Source organism: Pseudovibrio sp. W64, assembly GCF_001623145.1.
Lineage (GTDB): Bacteria > Pseudomonadota > Alphaproteobacteria > Rhizobiales > Stappiaceae > Pseudovibrio.
In genome coordinates, this window is the sequence record NZ_LMCI01000005.1 from 1 (window position 1) to 15,091 (window position 15,091).

Below are 15,091 nucleotides of genomic sequence, written 5' to 3' on the forward strand. Positions count from 1 at the left end.
CTGATGGACGGTCCACCAGCTGCCCGAATACGTGAGCACAACACTGAGAATAAGCGTGGTTGAGGGTAGGGGGATAAGTTTTATCAGATTTTTGCGCAGGACAGGCCGCACACGACTAAGCATAAAACGAACACCAGCTGTGCGAGACAGAGCAAACTCTAGGACACCGACCGTCATATGAGTTTGAAACTCTTTTGTGTGCCTGCTATACCCCTCCACACTATAATTTGAGGGGCTTTCGTAGGCTTGGGGGACGTGATGAGTGACATGCGACTGGTTGTTGTAGGCGCAGCAGGCCGAATGGGGCGTGCACTGGTACGCACAGTGACCGAAATGGACGGGGTTGTGGTGTCAGCCGCGATCGAGCGCAAGCACTCTCAGTTTCTGGGTGCAGATGCTGGCGAACTGGCAGAATGCGGTAAACTCGGCGTTGCAATCACGGACGATCTTGAGGCGGCATTTGCAAACGCAGATGGTGTGCTGGACTTCACCGTACCAGAGGCAACTGTTGGATTTGCAGAAGCTGCAGCGCGTCATTCTATTGCGCACATTATCGGCACAACCGGAATGACGTCTGCCCAATCTACCGAACTTGCTCACGCCGCGACATCAGCCCGCATTGTAAAATCAGGCAATATGAGCCTAGGTGTTAACCTGCTCGCATGCCTCATTAAAAAGGCCGCTGCAGCTCTGGATGAAGATTTCGATATCGAAGTCCTGGAAATGCATCATCGGCATAAAGTTGATGCCCCATCAGGAACAGCATTGCTGTTGGGTGAGGCAGCAGCTGAAGGCCGGGGGATTGATCTTGAAACCCATAGTGTTCGCACACGAGACGGCATTACGGGTGAACGGAAAAGAGGCGACATCGGCTTTGCAACATTGCGAGGTGGATCTGTCGTAGGTGAACATACGGTGATGTTTGCGAGCGAAGGAGAGCGTATAGATCTCTCACATATCGCAACGGATAGACAACTGTTTGCTCGCGGTGCCGTGAAAGCAGCCCTCTGGGCGCACAATCAGCAACCGGGCCTGTACTCAATGGCTGATGTTCTCGGCCTGAATGATGAGTGACACACAATGCATGCTTGCTAGAGCGTGTTCCGCTTGATTGGGTTCAATCAAACGACAAGACTTCGCTCCAACAAAGATGTTGGAGCGCGATGCGCAAACGTACATGAACGCGACGTGCTCTGATGAGCGATGAGCAAGACATGTGAAATGAGACTTGAAACAGTCCTTCCAAGACAACTGTTTTAAGCAAACATAACCTCCTTAGGAGAGCTTAATGGAACGCCTTTTGGTTCTCGTCCGTCACGGACAAAGCGAATGGAACTTGAAAAACCTGTTCACCGGCTGGAAAAACCCAGACCTGACAGAACAGGGTGTTGAAGAAGCAACAACTGCTGGTAAAAAACTAAAAGAAATGAACCTGACATTTGATCTGGCGTTCACTTCTGACCTGCTGCGCGCTCAGCACACTCTTAAGCTGATCCTTGGTGAGCTTGGTCAGGAAGACCTGCCAACATCAAAAGATCAGGCTCTTAACGAGCGTGACTACGGTGACATCACCGGCATGAACAAAGACGAAGCTCGTCAGAAATTTGGTGAAGAGCAGGTTCACATCTGGCGTCGTTCTTTCGACGTTCCTCCTCCAGGCGGTGAAAGCCTGAAGATGACTGCAGAGCGCACCCTGCCTTACTACCGTTCTGACATTCTTCCAAAAGTTCTCGAAGGCAATCGCGTGATTGTTGCTGCACACGGCAACTCCCTGCGTTCCCTCATCATGGAACTTGAAGGACTTTCACCTGAAGAAATCCTCAAGCGCGAGCTTGGCACAGGTAAGCCTGTTGTTTATCGCCTTGATGAAGAAGGTAAGGTTCTTTCTGTTGAGGACTTGGCAGAAGTTTAAGCCACCCTCAAAATTCAGAATCATAAAAAGCGGCTCTTCGGGCCGCTTTTTTATTTGGCTGAGTTGAGCTGCTCTGGAATGGCTGAATTTGAATTGTAAAAATATAAATATTATTCACACAAATAGTCTTTGTTAAAATACTAAGTATGTGAAATTAAATACACTTAAAATTATCAATAATAGATAATGCATGCGTCATTATTATTTGCCTTGCGCTACGTAAGATTCGATGCAAGCCTCTCCATGCATACAGAAAATGTATGACCGCATTAATATATTAATTGAGAGGACAACCTATGAAGTTTTCAGTAGCAAACGACGGTCGCCCAGCATCTGCTCAAGCAAAGCCAGCAAAGTTGAATGGTGGCCTTGCTCCAAAAGATGAAGAGAAAAAACCAAAATAATTTAATGTGTGAGGCAGTTTAGGCTGCCTCGCTTCATTTTTGCAGAGTGTTTTATCTGCGAGGGAATTCCTGTGAAGTTTGTAAGAATGGTCAAATCTGCCCCGGACGTTGTTAAGGCAGATGGAACGAACCTTGGCATGATGCCAGCCCGGGCAATGAAGTATTGTGAACCCCTCCTTACTGCTTCTCGTCAGGGCTACTATGTTTACCCGCCAGTAGATTTTTATCTGATGTGGACCGGATCTGAGGTCCTCTATCGGCTTGGCGCCGACGGCGAGTGGACCCTGCTGGATCGGTTGTATCTTACAGACTTCGTGGAAGACTACCAAAACTCCTGTCCGGAAGGGCTAGAGGACTACTACCCCCCATTTCTGGATGTGTTCCCTGAAGGTGACATCGTTCAGATCGGCGCTGGCTACAGCCTGATCGGTGATGAAGGCCAGTGCCATTGGGTCCGCGGCCCAATCAACCTGCCGTCCAATGCAGGCTATGATTGCTTTGAAGCGATGATTGACTCCAGCTGGTTCTGTTCACCGCTGTTCATCAATATAAAGCTGCGCAAACAGGACGTCCCAATCAGCTTCCCACGCCACCGGCCTTTGTTGCAGGTTTTACAATTGCCCAACACGATCTTGCCGAAAACACCGATTGTCCAACCGGAAATCACCGAGATGGACGGCAGCTCCCAAGAGTTCTGGCAGGCCTGGGCAAGAAGTTACGACAAACGCAATGGCGGACGTTCTGGCAGCTACGCCAGCGAACAGCGCCGCATCAACACCCAATATGCAGTCGCCGACTAGTCGCTCCTGAAAAGGCATCAGAAAGCCGATGATCGTAGCCAAAAAACTGAACCGCAGATTTCGTCAGCACATCGAAGAGCAATCAATGTTCTTCGTCGCAACAGCTGCTGCCACAGGGCACATCAACCTGTCCCCCAAAGGCATGGATACGCTCAGAGTTTTAAGTGACGAGCGCATCATCTGGCTGAACCTGACCGGTATTGGCAATGAGACAGCCACCCACGTGCAAGATGATGGCCGCATGACGCTCATGTTCTGTTCGTTTGGCGAGCAGCGCCTCACGCTTCGGGTGTTCGGAACGGCAAAGGTCATTCATCCAAGAGATGAGGACTGGGCCAAACTGGTCGCTCAGTTCCCCGACCTGCCGGGGTGCAGACAAATCTTCGACCTTGATATCGAACTCATTCAGACCTCATGCGGCTCAACAGTCCCGCGCATGGATTTGGTTGATACGCGCGTTGAAAAAGAATTCCTGCCCTACTACGAGACGATGGATCGTGACGAGTTGGAGAACTACTGGCGCAAGCACAACGCCACAAGCCTGGACGGCCTGCCCACCAACATTCTGGAGCCGGCCTGAAATCATCATTGGATGTTTTAACGAAAGTCGGGTTTAGAGCTGCAATTGAACCTATATAAGACACGCACACAAAGAAGATCTGAGAGGCGTGTTTTATGGGATTGTTGGTGTTGGTGCGCCACGGGCAAAGCGAATGGAATGCGCTGAAGGTTTTCTCAGGACAGGCCAATCCTGAGCTGAGTGCCAAGGGCATCGATGAAGCCCGAAACGCAGGTCGTACTCTCAACTCTCAGGCAATCCAGTTCGATCTGGCCTATTCATCAGGCCTTAGGCGCGCCCGCAAAACACTGGATCTCATCCTTGAAGAAGCTGAGCAATCTCATCTGCATGTCATTGAGGACAAGCTCTTCAATGAAAGGGCCTACGGTGATCTCACAGGCCTTCCTATCGAAAGCGCAGTTCAGGAACACGGCGTGGAGCAAGTGCACCAATGGCGCCATTCATTGCACGCTGTGCCACCCGGTGGTGAAAGTGTGGAGATGACGGCCAACAGAGCCCATGGTGTGTTCAAGCACCGTGTTCTGCCTCAGCTGATGAATGGAAAAAACGTCATCATCTCCTCGCACAGAAATACAATCCGGGGACTGATCTCTAAGATCTGCAAGCTTAATCAAAAAGAGACCGAGCGCATGCACATCGGCACCGCACAGCCGCTCTTCTTTCAGATAAACAGCGCAGAAGATATTCAGCAGTTCTTCCTTTAAAAAAGCAACGGTGTTGCAGGTCAAGCGTTTTCAGCGAGATGGTCTCTCATTTTGGCATTGAGGATGATGATCATCTTTCTCATGACGGCGACCACAGCCACTTTACCCAGTTTGCCGTTGCTTTTGAGCTTTTGATAAAAGGCTTTCATGTTGGGATCAAACCGGATTGCAGGCAGAGCGGCGATGAACAAGGCGTCCCTGATCTGTCGCCTGCCGCCTGCAATCATCTGTTTGCCGCGCATCTGCCCGCTGTCGCGGTTTTAGGGAGCCACTCCAACGAGTTTGGCGATTTGGCCTTTGTTTAAAGTGCCCAGCTCCGGCAGGTCAGCCAAGATAAAACAGGCCGTTTTCAGGCCAACGCCTTTGACAGCTGTGAGCACATCTGCCTTCAAGGCCAGCTCAGCATGATCCTTGAGGCAGCACTCCATGTGCTGAACCACTTGCTCGCGCTGACCTTGCAAAAATGTCAGGGTCTCTTTGATCCACTCTCTTGCCTGTCCTGCAAGCTTCTCCCACCGGTTCTTCTCCTGGACAATCATGTGCGAGAGCTGGCGGTATCGCAGGACAAGTTGTTTTAGCTTTACAAGACCTTCTGAGAGGGAGGGCTGCAGGCGTGTTGGCAGGCGACGACCATAATCGGCGAGAATAAAAGCATCGACCCGATCCGTTTTGGCCAGCTGACCGCACGCGCGGGCAAAGTCGCGCACTTGTCTGGCGTAGACCTTGGCAACCGGCAGGCCAGCCCCCTGCAATGCAATGAGCACACCGTTCTCATAACCACCGGTTGGCTCAAGGATAAGCCGCTCAATGTGCTCATAAGAAGATAAGAAGGCGAGAAAATCGGCAATCCCTTTAGCGCTGTTGGCAAAGGATCTGTACTGCCTTTCAGGTAAGACACAAACGTCAAATGAAGATTTTGATATGTCAATGCCGACAAAACAACTAGTATAAGTCACAGGCTCGGTCCCTCTTATACGCGAGCGTTGCAGCTCTCTCAACGGTTCGACTAAGCCTCAAATGACCAAAGGGTTATGCTTTTTTCCGAACGAGAGTTCAGGGCGGCAAGGCCCAACCACTTTGGTCACCCCATTGCGGTGCGCGATCACCTCAATGAGAAAGAGGCGGGAACATACTACACGATGTTCCCGCCTCTCAATGTATAAGGCCGACCCGCAAGCCGCCTGAATTAATATTTTCAGTTCGCTCGAGCGTATTCCCGAAAAGTGGTCCCGGTTTTCGGATAAGAATACGCATGAAAATAAAGGGCTAGACCTTGAGCGTGAAGCCAGTCTGCTCTGCAATCTGATTAAGCGGCTTTTCAGGGCGCGCACCAACGTGGCTGATAACCTCACCAGCACATAGGCAACCCAGCTCCGCACAATCGCTCAGGCTGAAATCACGCGCCAGACCAAACAGGAAGCCAGACGCAAACAGGTCTCCAGCGCCTGTCAAGTCACGCACACCGCCAATAATAGCGGAAGCTGGCACATGTACAGTTTCCTCGCGAGAAATCGCCATAGCGCCTTCTGAGCCCAATGTCAGCGCGGTCAGTGTGCAATCCTCGCGCACCATCGCAATCGCAGTTTCAATGTCAGAGGTCTGGTAGAGCGCTTTGAGCTCATGCTCATTGGCAAACAGAATATCGACCTTGTCTTCGCGGATCAGTTCCAGAAACTCATCCCGGAAACGATCAACGCAGAAGCTGTCTGACAACGAAAGCGACACCAGCTGCCCTGCTTCATGGGCAACCTTGGAAGCTTCAAGAAACGCATTTTTCGCCGCTTCTTCGTCCCAAAGATAACCTTCCATGTAGGTGATCGCAGAATTGGCAACCACGTCGCGGTCGATATCAAACGCAGTCAGCTTGGTCGCTGCACCCAGATAGGTGTTCATGGTCCGCTCACCGTCCGGGGTGATCAGGATCATGGAGCGGCCAGATGCAAGATCATCACGCAGCGGGCCTGTGTTGAAGTGCGCGCCAATGCTGTTCATGTCATGGCGATAAACGTCTCCAACTTCATCAGCTGCGACTTTGCCGATAAAGGCAGGCGCACCACCAAGCGAAGCGATACCAGCAGCAGTATTGCCTGCACTGCCACCGGAGATGCGGGTTGTTTGACCCATCAGGTCATAAAGGCGCAGCGCTTCGTCTGTATCGACCAGGCGCATGGAGCCCTTTACCAAAGACTGCTCAACGAGAAAGCTATCTTCTACATGAGAGAAGACGTCAGTGATTGCATTGCCGATGCACAATGCATCAAACTTGAATTCAGACATGTAAAGTCCTTGTAACTAGCCCGGATCACAAGCGCCCGGAACGATACATAGGTGACTCACCGTTGGAGCAAGGCCTACAACTGTTATTTCCCTGGTGTAGGACGCAAAGCACGGTTAGCCTCAGGTTCCCGAATTTTTTCGCGGAACGGGCTAGCGTTGTACACCCCAAGAATATTCAGTTCAGTCGAATAAAACGCCAGCTCCTCAAGTGCAAGGGCTACGTTGGGTTCTTCTGGGTGCCCTTCAATATCTGCGTAAAACATGGACGCGAAAAACTGACCTTCAAGCTGATAGGATTCCAGCTTCATCATGTTGACGTTGTTGGTCGCGAAACCGCCTAACCCTTTGTAAAGAGCAGCAGAAACGTTTCGAACACGGAAAATGAAGGTCGTGATGATCGGCTGGCCAGTGTTCGCAGTCTGCTTTTTCTCGCGAGAGAGGATCACGAAACGGGTCGTGTTATGGGCAGCGTCTTCACAATCACGTGCGAGGATATCCAGACCATATACATCAGCCGCAAGTTCTGGCGCAAAGGCCCCGATTGTTTTGTCGCCACCTTCAACAACCTGGCGTGCGGATCCAGCTGTGTCAGCGCCAATAATCGGCTTAAGGTTATGATCGCGAATGAAGTTTCGGCATTGTCCAAGTCCCATGATGTGGCTTTGAACACTCTTCAGCTCTTCCAGCTTGGTGCCTTTGATGCCCATCAGCTGAAACCGAATCGGCATGAAGTATTCGCCGATAATGTGCAGATTGCTGCGAGGAAGCAGGTGGTGAATGTCTGCAACGCGTCCCGCAACCGAATTTTCGATCGGGATCATGCCAAGTTCTGCTTCTCCGGTCTCGATCGCGTGGAAGCAGTCTTCAAAAGTCGCGCAAGGGATAGCTTGGTACTCTGGGTAAACGGCGTTGCACGCCATATGGGAGTTAGCTCCCACTTCTCCTTGAAACACGACTTTGCGCTGATCTGACATCACTATACTCACGGCAATTTAGAAACCTGACACATTTGAGGCTTCGCCAACAGTCGCGAAAAAGCCCCTCGCACAAATTGCCCTAGATGTGAGGGATTGCAAACCTTAATAATACTCAGAGGCGAAACTTAAGGTGAAAAGACCTCAAGAATGAACGCGTTTGCGGTCCTGTTGAGCGCTCTGCAATGAAATCCCCAGATCTAAAAGCGCTTTGGTGTGATATTTTGTCGCATTCTCTTGAGTTCAGGTAAATTGGTTGCGCTGCGCCTTCACTGCAATCTGAATTGGCCTGAGCGGGATATCCTCGAATAAATCAGTAGTTTATAGCCATTTTAAACTGCTGACCGGCGAGAGTTGTTGTGTTCCTTGGTTTTTTGAGCTCTCAAACATCAACCTGTGGTTCACATCACTGCAAAAGACCTAGGAAAAACACTAATTAAATTATGGACAAGTGCCCGAAAATAACTGTAGTTTCCCAGCAAAATACACATATCGAGTTAGGTGCCGTGCCTGCTGCATGAAGGCTAGCCTAACCAAATATTCGGAGCGTGTGAGCTATGAATTCGTTTGAACTGAACAAAATTGCCGGCGCAATTCTGTTCGCCTTGGTTGTATTCATGGGCCTGAATGTTTTGACGGAAGTCATCTTTGCGCCTCATGGAAACGAGAAACGCGGTTTTGAGATTGAAGTCGCTGGTGCCGACAACGGCGCAGGTGATGAAGCTGCGGAAGAAGTCAAGGTCGTCTCAATTGAAGAGCTGCTCACCACTGCTTCTGCGGATGCTGGTGCGAAACAAGCTAAAAAATGTGCAGCTTGTCACACCTTCGATCAGGGTGGAAAAAACAAAGTTGGCCCGGGTCTCTGGGGTGTTGTAGGTCGCGCACCTGCATCTCATGATGGCTTCTCTTATTCCTCAGCGATGCAGGAATTTGCGGCAAACAATCCTGAGTGGTCCTTTGAGCAGCTCAACGAGTTCATCAAAGCCCCTAAGAAACATGTTTCTGGTACATCCATGGGCTACGCTGGTCTGAAAAAAGACAAGCCACGTGCTGACCTGATCGCTTACCTGCGTTCACTTTCAGACAACCCAGTACCGATCAATTAATATTGAATTGATATCCCTCCCGCATATGTGAGGGTAGAATTGTTAAAGAGCCGGGATTTGATCCCGGCTTTTTTATTGTCTGAATTTGCGTGAATGCTAACCTTTTCCTCGTTTCTTCCAGTTAAATTTTTGTCATCTTGGCAAAAGACGTTGTAGCGGAAGTGTTTTCAGCCGTAATCTTAGTTTAAGTTTGGCTGAAAGCTGCAAGAAAAGTTCAATTTTCAGCGCGTGGTGTTTTTTCTACGCTAGAACTACTGATTGTATTTATGGAGGAATGCTGTGCGTACCAGACTATATAGCTCACTGACGGGTTTGGCGCTTGCCATCGCAAGCCTGACATCCTCCGCAGCAATTGCTGAAACCAGTGAGCCTGAATGGCGGTATGCAGACTCCCTCATCAGTGCTCCTCAGATGCCGGAAGGTTTCGCGCACTTCCCCTATGTCAATCCGGACGCTCCCAAAGGGGGCAGGGTGCGGCTCTCGGCAACGGGCACCTTTGACAGTTTGAACCTTGTGGCATCAAAGGGCATTCGTGCAGGTGGACTGGGCCTCATCTACGATACCCTGATGACCCCATCAATGAGCGAGTCCTCGACTGAATATGGCTTGATCGCTGATGCGATGAAATATCCCGAGGACTTTGCGTGGGTGGTCTATCGCTTACGCCCTGATGCACGCTGGCACGATGGCAAGCCAATCACAACAGAAGATGTGGGATGGTCATTCGATCAATGGACCACGCAAGATCCTTCCAGAAAATACTATTATCGTCATGTTACGGGCTACGACATTCTGAGCCCGACAGAGATCCGCTTCAACTTCGATAAACCGGGTAACAGAGAAGCCCCGCAAATCCTTGGTTCGCTCTACATCATGCCAAAGCATTGGTGGAATGAGAAAAATGCCTCTGGAAATGCGCGTGACATTTCCAGAAGTACCTTGGAAGTGCCTCTCGGCTCTGGTCCGTACCGTATTGGAGAAGTCGTACCAGGGCGTTCAATCTCATTTGAGCGCGTTGACGACTATTGGGGGCAAGATCTGAATGTGAATGTTGGCTCCAACAACTTCGACACAATCGCCTACGATTACTACCGCGACGAAACCGTGCAACTTGAAGCCTTTAAGGCTGACCGTTTTGACTGGCGCACGGAAACCACGGCAAAGAACTGGGCAACGGCCTATGATATTCCTGCCGTAAAAGCCAACCATGTCGTGCTGGAAAAATTCCCGCAGACGTATCGTGGTAGTGGCTTGATGCTGGGCTTTATTCTCAACACCCGCAAAGAGAAGTTTCAGGATCGCCGCGTGCGCCGGGCATTGAACTATGCTTTGAATTTCCAGGAAATGAACCGCACGATCTTCTTTGATCAATACAGCCGTTTCACCAGCTACTTCGACGGAACAAAGCTCGCATCTGCAGGCCTGCCAGAAGGGCGTGAGCTGGAAATTCTGAAGTCTTTGAAAGCGCCAGTGCCTGAAGCCGTCTTTACAGAGCCCTACGAGAACCCGGTATCCGAAGATTCCCGTCAGGAGCGTGCCAACCTGAGAAAGGCAATCGGCCTTCTTAGAGACGCTGGCTACGTGCAAAAGCAAGGTAAGCTTGTCAACAAAGAGACTGGCGAACCATTTACAATCGAATACCTGATGAATGGTGGCCGTTTTGAGCGTGTAGCTCTTCGTTATCAGGCCTCGCTGAAGAAGCTGGGCATTGACCTGCAGCTGCGCGTCGTCGATAGCTCACAATATGTCAACCGCGTCCGCAGCCGTGATTTCGGCATGATTTACACCGGCTGGGCGCAGTCTCTTTCTCCGGGCAATGAGCAGAGAGAGTATTGGGGCTCAAATGCAGCAGACAGCGAAGCCTCTCAAAACTATGCGGGTATCAAAAACCCTGCCATCGACGAGCTGATTGATATCATCATCAACTCTGATGATCGTGACGAGCTGGTTGCTGCAACTAAGGCTTTGGACCGTATCCTGATGTGGGAGCAATACGTTGTTCCTGGTTGGACATCTCCATTCAGCCGCGTTGCGCGGTGGGATCGTTTCGCACACCCAAAACAGCTTCCTGAATTCTCCATAGGTTTCCCAACCGTTTGGTGGTGGGACGAAGAAAAAGCCAAGAAGATAGAGGAGGCCAATTGATGACGCTTAGCCAAATCAGTAGACGTAGCTTCCTGCACTTCAGCGCGGCCACTGCGGCAGCCTTTCTGGTGCCCGGTGGAGCCCTGCCGGTTCAGGCGGGAACCTTAAGCCACGGCCTCTCTGTCTTTGGTGATCTGAAGTACCCAAAGGATTTCACGGCGTTTGACTACGTCAATCCGCAAGCTCCGGTTGGTGGCAAAATCGCCATGACTGCGCCGAGCTGGGGCTACAATCAGAACCCGCAGACCTTCAACACGTTCAACACCTTCATCCTCAAAGGAGATGCCCCACCGCGTATGGAGCTCTGTTTTGATAGCCTGATGGTGCGTGCCTATGATGAGCCGGATGCCGTATATGGTCTGGTGGCCGAAAGCGCTCTGGTCTCAGAAGACGGCAACTTCGTCACCTTCAAAATTAGGCCAGAAGCCCGGTTCCACGATGGGTCGATGCTCAATGCAGAAGATGTTGCCTTCAGTCTGAACCTTCTGAAGGAAAAAGGGCACCCGATTATCAGCCAGTCCATCAAGGAAATGGTCTCTGCAACCGCACCGGATGAACACACTGTCACGGTCGCTTTTTCAGGTAATCACAGCAGGCAACTTCCCTTATTGATAGCAACTCTCCCTATCCTCTCAAAAGCGTACTACACCCGCTACAACTTCGAGGCGTCAACACTGACACCGCCGTTGTCCTCGGGGCCATATATGGTCGGACGCTATGAGATTGGCCGGTACATCGAGTACAAAAAGGTAGAGAATTACTGGGCAAAAGACCTGCCGGTCAACAATGGCCACCACAATTTCGAGATCATTCGCCTCGACTTCTTCCGCGATCGACAAGCAACATTTGAAGCCTTCAAGAAAGGCCGCTTAACGTTTCACGAGGAGTTTTCCTCCAAGACCTGGGCGACGGAATACAACTTCCCTGCATTGACAGAGGGACGTGTTGCCAAGAAGGAATTTGCTATCCGCCTCCCATCAGGAGCGCAAGGCTGGTTCCTCAACACGCGCAAAGAAAAGTTCTCCAATCCCAAGGTCCGTGAAGCGCTCGGCTATGCCTTCGATTTTGAGTGGTCAAATTCCGCGCTGTTTTATGATCTGTACACCAGAACCCAGTCGTTCTTCGAAAACTCGGAGATGAAGGCTGTTGGTCTGCCAAGCGATGCCGAACTGGCCCTGCTTGAGCCTTACAAGAAAGACCTGCCAGATGGGGTCTTTGGCGAAGCGATCACGCAACCAGTTTCCAATGGTTCAGGTCAGGATCGCAAACTTCTCAGAGAAGCCTCGCTTCTGCTCAAAGAGGCAGGCTACTACAGACGCGGCGAGCAATTGATCGGGCCTGACGGAAAGCAGCTGCAAATGGAATTCCTTTCCAACTCGCCTGCTTTCGAACGAATTGTACTGCCATATGTCAAGAATCTCAGACTGTTAGGCATTGAAGCAAGCTTCCGTGTCGTTGATCCGGCACAGTTCCAGAAGCGTGTAGATGATTTCGATTATGACATTGTCGGGCACCGTTTTTCTCTGACACCAACACTTGGGCCGAGCATCCGTAACTTCTGGACATCGGCCTCTGCTGAAACCTTCGGATCTTACAATCTCTCAGGCATCAAGGTGCCTGCTGTCGACGATTTGGTGGATAAGGCGCTGAATGCATCCTCGCGTGAGGAAATGATAACCGCTGCCAGAGCATTGGATAGAGTTCTGCGCGCAGGCTATTACTGGGTGCCGCAGTGGTTCAAAGCCTTCCACACAGTAGCTGTCTGGGACATGTTCGGCATTCCGAATGATATGCCGGCATATGCCTTCCCCGTAGAAGCGACGTGGTGGGTGGATTCAGAAAAAGCCGCTCGCATCGGCAAGGAAAATTAGGGACAAAAGAAGCCCATGGGCGCCTATATTCTGCGTAGATTGCTTTTGATGATCCCGACCCTTATCGGCATCATGGCAATCAACTTTGTCATTATTCAGTTCGCACCAGGCGGACCGATTGAGCAAGTTATCGCTCAATTGCAAGGGGATAGTGTATCCGCAACCAGCCGCATTTCGGGTGGTGGAAGTGATTTTGGAAGTTCTGCCGCAGCCAATCAGGGCGGCGGAGACAGTGCAGGATCGAAATATCGAGGAGCACAAGGCCTTGATCCGGAGTTCATCAAGGAACTCGAGGTCCAGTTCGGCTTCGATAAGCCTCCTCTGGAGCGTTTCGGGCGCTTGATTTTGGACTACGCGACCTTCAATTTTGGTGAAAGCTATTTCCGTGACATTGCTGTTGTTGACCTGATCGTCGAAAAGCTACCAGTATCGATCTCACTGGGCCTATGGATGACGCTCATCTCCTATGGCATTTCGATTCCCCTCGGCATTCGTAAAGCAGTAAAAGACGGCACCTCGTTTGATGTCTGGACGTCCAGCATCATCATTGTTGGCTATGCAATCCCGGGCTTCCTGTTTGCAATCATGCTGATTGTTCTCTTTGCCGGGGGCTCCTTCTGGGACTTCTTCCCACTCCGAGGTCTCACCTCAGAGGGCTGGAGCGATATGTCATGGCCACAACGGATTCTCGACTACTTCTGGCATCTGGTCTTGCCATTGACTGCGATGGCGCTCTCCGCCTTTGCAACAACAACGCTTTTGACGAAGAACTCTTTCCTCGATGAAATCCGAAAGCAATACGTTCAAACTGCTCGCGCCAAAGGCCTGACAGAGCGTCAGGTGCTTTACGGTCATGTTTTCCGCAATGCGATGCTCATCGTGGTTGCTGGCTTCCCGGGCGCGTTCATCTCGGCGTTCTTTGCGGGCTCACTCCTCATTGAGACGATCTTCTCGTTGGATGGCCTTGGCTTGCTAGGCTTCGAGTCAGCGCTCAACCGCGACTATGCAGTTATGTTCGCCACGCTTTATATCTTCTCGTTGATGGGTTTGATTGTGAATCTGGTTTCAGACCTCACCTACACCTGGATTGATCCCCGGATCGATTTCGAAAGCCGGGAGGTGTAACGAGCAATGGACACACAACTCGAAAAACGCCTTCAGGATCAGGGCTACGAAACAATCAATCCGCTGCCAGAGCAGACGCAACCGCCTGAAAAGCGGCAAAAGCTGTCTCCTCTCAACCAGCGCCGCCTGCAAAACTTCAAAGCCAACAAGCGTGGATACTGGTCCCTTTGGATTTTCCTCGTCCTGTTTGTGCTCGCACTGGGCGCAGAATTCATCACCAACGACCGCCCAATCCTGGTTTCCTATAAGGGCGAGCTGCTCATGCCGGTCTTTACGGATTACCCGGAGGAAAAGTTTGGCGGTTTCCTTGCAACGACGGACTATCGTGATCCGTTTATTCAGGAAGAGATCGACGCCAACGGCTGGATTCTCTGGCCTCCGATCCGTTATTCCTACCAGACGGTCAACAACGAAATCCCGGTCCCCGCACCAGCTCCCCCAAGCTGGATGATGGATAAGGAGCTGCGCTGCGAGCGTTATGCTGAGGGTGTAAACGATCCAAACTGTACAATTGGCAACTGGAACTGGCTCGGCACGGATGATCAGGGCCGCGATGTCCTCGCTCGTCTTGTCTACGGTTTCCGTATCTCGGTGCTCTTCGGTCTGGCGCTAACACTGGCATCCTCCGTCATCGGCATTGGTGCCGGTGCGGTGCAGGGCTTCTACGGTGGTTGGGTTGACCTCGGTTTACAGCGCTTCATTGAAATCTGGACGGCAATGCCGACGCTCTACCTCATCTTGATCATCTCGTCGGTGCTAACGCCGGGATTCTGGATTCTCTTCTCAATCCTGCTCGCATTCTCGTGGGTGGCCTTAGTCGGCGTAGTCCGGGCGGAGTTCCTGAGAGGCAGGAACTTCGAATACATCTCCGCTGCGCGAGCGTTGGGCGTGTCCAATGGCACGATCATGCGCCGTCACCTGCTGCCAAACGCGATGGTCGCAACGCTTACATTCATGCCGTTCATCCTGAATGGGTCTATCTCCACGCTGACAGCGCTGGACTTCCTCGGCTTCGGCTTGCCTCCGGGCTCCGCCTCGCTGGGTGAGCTGCTCAAGCAGGGTAAGAACAACCTTCAGGCGCCGTGGCTTGGCATGACAGGCTTCTTCGTCCTGTCGATTATGCTCAGCCTGCTGATCTTCATCGGTGAAGCGGTTCGCGACGCCTTTGATCCACGTAAAACGATGAACTGAAG

General features: G+C 51.3%; 12 protein-coding genes and 1 pseudogene. 10 read left to right on the forward strand and 3 right to left on the reverse strand.

Annotated elements, in window-relative coordinates:
• Positions 1-258: 258 nt before the first annotated feature.
• From dapB to PsW64_RS02780, 5 genes are all read left to right on the forward strand, one after another.
• Complete coding sequence (dapB, locus tag PsW64_RS02760) at positions 259-1,074, forward strand: 4-hydroxy-tetrahydrodipicolinate reductase (RefSeq protein ID WP_063302627.1); 816 nt, start codon at positions 259-261, stop codon at positions 1,072-1,074.
• 214 nt (positions 1,075-1,288) lie between these two features.
• On the forward strand, positions 1,289-1,912 hold the full coding sequence (locus tag PsW64_RS02765; RefSeq protein WP_057463063.1) for a 2,3-bisphosphoglycerate-dependent phosphoglycerate mutase: 624 nt from the start codon (positions 1,289-1,291) through the stop codon (positions 1,910-1,912).
• Positions 1,913-2,402: 490 nt separating this feature from the next.
• Complete coding sequence (locus tag PsW64_RS02770) at positions 2,403-3,116, forward strand: hypothetical protein (RefSeq protein ID WP_063302628.1); 714 nt, start codon at positions 2,403-2,405, stop codon at positions 3,114-3,116.
• Between the two features lie 28 nt (positions 3,117-3,144).
• Positions 3,145-3,696, forward strand: coding sequence for a pyridoxamine 5'-phosphate oxidase family protein (locus PsW64_RS02775; protein WP_063302629.1), 552 nt, complete (start codon positions 3,145-3,147; stop codon positions 3,694-3,696).
• 95 nt (positions 3,697-3,791) lie between these two features.
• Positions 3,792-4,400: a 2,3-bisphosphoglycerate-dependent phosphoglycerate mutase gene (locus tag PsW64_RS02780; RefSeq protein ID WP_063302630.1), complete on the forward strand. Its 609-nt coding sequence runs from the start codon at positions 3,792-3,794 to the stop codon at positions 4,398-4,400.
• Positions 4,401-4,420: 20 nt separating this feature from the next.
• Here PsW64_RS02780 and PsW64_RS02785 read toward each other — a convergent pair.
• The 3 genes and pseudogenes from PsW64_RS02785 to PsW64_RS02795 form a co-directional block, all read right to left on the reverse strand.
• A pseudogene (locus PsW64_RS02785) lies at positions 4,421-5,356 on the reverse strand (IS110 family transposase).
• Positions 5,357-5,666: 310 nt separating this feature from the next.
• Complete coding sequence (locus tag PsW64_RS02790; protein WP_063302631.1) at positions 5,667-6,677, reverse strand: adenosine kinase; 1,011 nt, start codon at positions 6,675-6,677, stop codon at positions 5,667-5,669.
• Positions 6,678-6,760: 83 nt separating this feature from the next.
• Positions 6,761-7,651, reverse strand: coding sequence for a prephenate dehydratase (locus tag PsW64_RS02795; protein ID WP_063302632.1), 891 nt, complete (start codon positions 7,649-7,651; stop codon positions 6,761-6,763).
• A gap of 557 nt (positions 7,652-8,208) precedes the next feature.
• On the opposite strand from PsW64_RS02795, the gene PsW64_RS02800 reads away from it, so the two are divergent.
• The 5 genes from PsW64_RS02800 to PsW64_RS02820 all read left to right on the forward strand — a co-directional run bounded on the left by PsW64_RS02800 (position 8,209) and on the right by PsW64_RS02820 (position 15,089).
• The gene (locus tag PsW64_RS02800; protein ID WP_063294296.1) at positions 8,209-8,757 is read left to right on the forward strand and encodes a c-type cytochrome; all 549 of its coding nucleotides are present in this window, start codon (positions 8,209-8,211) and stop codon (positions 8,755-8,757) included.
• A 279-nt stretch (positions 8,758-9,036) separates the two neighbouring features.
• Positions 9,037-10,902: an extracellular solute-binding protein gene (locus PsW64_RS02805; RefSeq protein ID WP_063302633.1), complete on the forward strand. Its 1,866-nt coding sequence runs from the start codon at positions 9,037-9,039 to the stop codon at positions 10,900-10,902.
• On the forward strand, positions 10,902-12,773 hold the full coding sequence (locus PsW64_RS02810; RefSeq protein ID WP_063302634.1) for an ABC transporter substrate-binding protein: 1,872 nt from the start codon (positions 10,902-10,904) through the stop codon (positions 12,771-12,773). The genes PsW64_RS02805 and PsW64_RS02810 overlap by 1 nt, the downstream gene beginning before the upstream one ends.
• A gap of 15 nt (positions 12,774-12,788) precedes the next feature.
• Positions 12,789-13,898 (forward strand): microcin C ABC transporter permease YejB, encoded by a 1,110-nt coding sequence (locus tag PsW64_RS02815; protein WP_063286361.1) that lies wholly within the window; start codon positions 12,789-12,791, stop codon positions 13,896-13,898.
• A gap of 6 nt (positions 13,899-13,904) precedes the next feature.
• Complete coding sequence (locus PsW64_RS02820) at positions 13,905-15,089, forward strand: ABC transporter permease (RefSeq protein WP_063294293.1); 1,185 nt, start codon at positions 13,905-13,907, stop codon at positions 15,087-15,089.
• Positions 15,090-15,091 lie beyond the last annotated feature (2 nt).

Bases quoted from the DNA above. Each gene is read 5' to 3' on its own strand.
- PsW64_RS02770 (WP_063302628.1), top strand. From the start codon at position 2,403: ATGGTCAAATCTGCCCCGGACGTTGTTAAGGCAGATGGAACGAACCTT.
- PsW64_RS02765 (WP_057463063.1), top strand. From the start codon at position 1,289: ATGGAACGCCTTTTGGTTCTCGTCCGTCACGGACAAAGCGAATGGAAC.
- PsW64_RS02800 (WP_063294296.1), top strand. From the start codon at position 8,209: ATGAATTCGTTTGAACTGAACAAAATTGCCGGCGCAATTCTGTTCGCC.
- dapB (WP_063302627.1), top strand. From the start codon at position 259: ATGAGTGACATGCGACTGGTTGTTGTAGGCGCAGCAGGCCGAATGGGG.
- PsW64_RS02820 (WP_063294293.1), top strand. From the start codon at position 13,905: ATGGACACACAACTCGAAAAACGCCTTCAGGATCAGGGCTACGAAACA.
- PsW64_RS02810 (WP_063302634.1), top strand. From the start codon at position 10,902: ATGACGCTTAGCCAAATCAGTAGACGTAGCTTCCTGCACTTCAGCGCG.
- PsW64_RS02775 (WP_063302629.1), top strand. From the start codon at position 3,145: ATGATCGTAGCCAAAAAACTGAACCGCAGATTTCGTCAGCACATCGAA.
- PsW64_RS02780 (WP_063302630.1), top strand. From the start codon at position 3,792: ATGGGATTGTTGGTGTTGGTGCGCCACGGGCAAAGCGAATGGAATGCG.
- PsW64_RS02790 (WP_063302631.1), bottom strand. From the start codon at position 6,677: ATGTCTGAATTCAAGTTTGATGCATTGTGCATCGGCAATGCAATCACT.
- PsW64_RS02815 (WP_063286361.1), top strand. From the start codon at position 12,789: ATGGGCGCCTATATTCTGCGTAGATTGCTTTTGATGATCCCGACCCTT.
- PsW64_RS02795 (WP_063302632.1), bottom strand. From the start codon at position 7,651: ATGTCAGATCAGCGCAAAGTCGTGTTTCAAGGAGAAGTGGGAGCTAAC.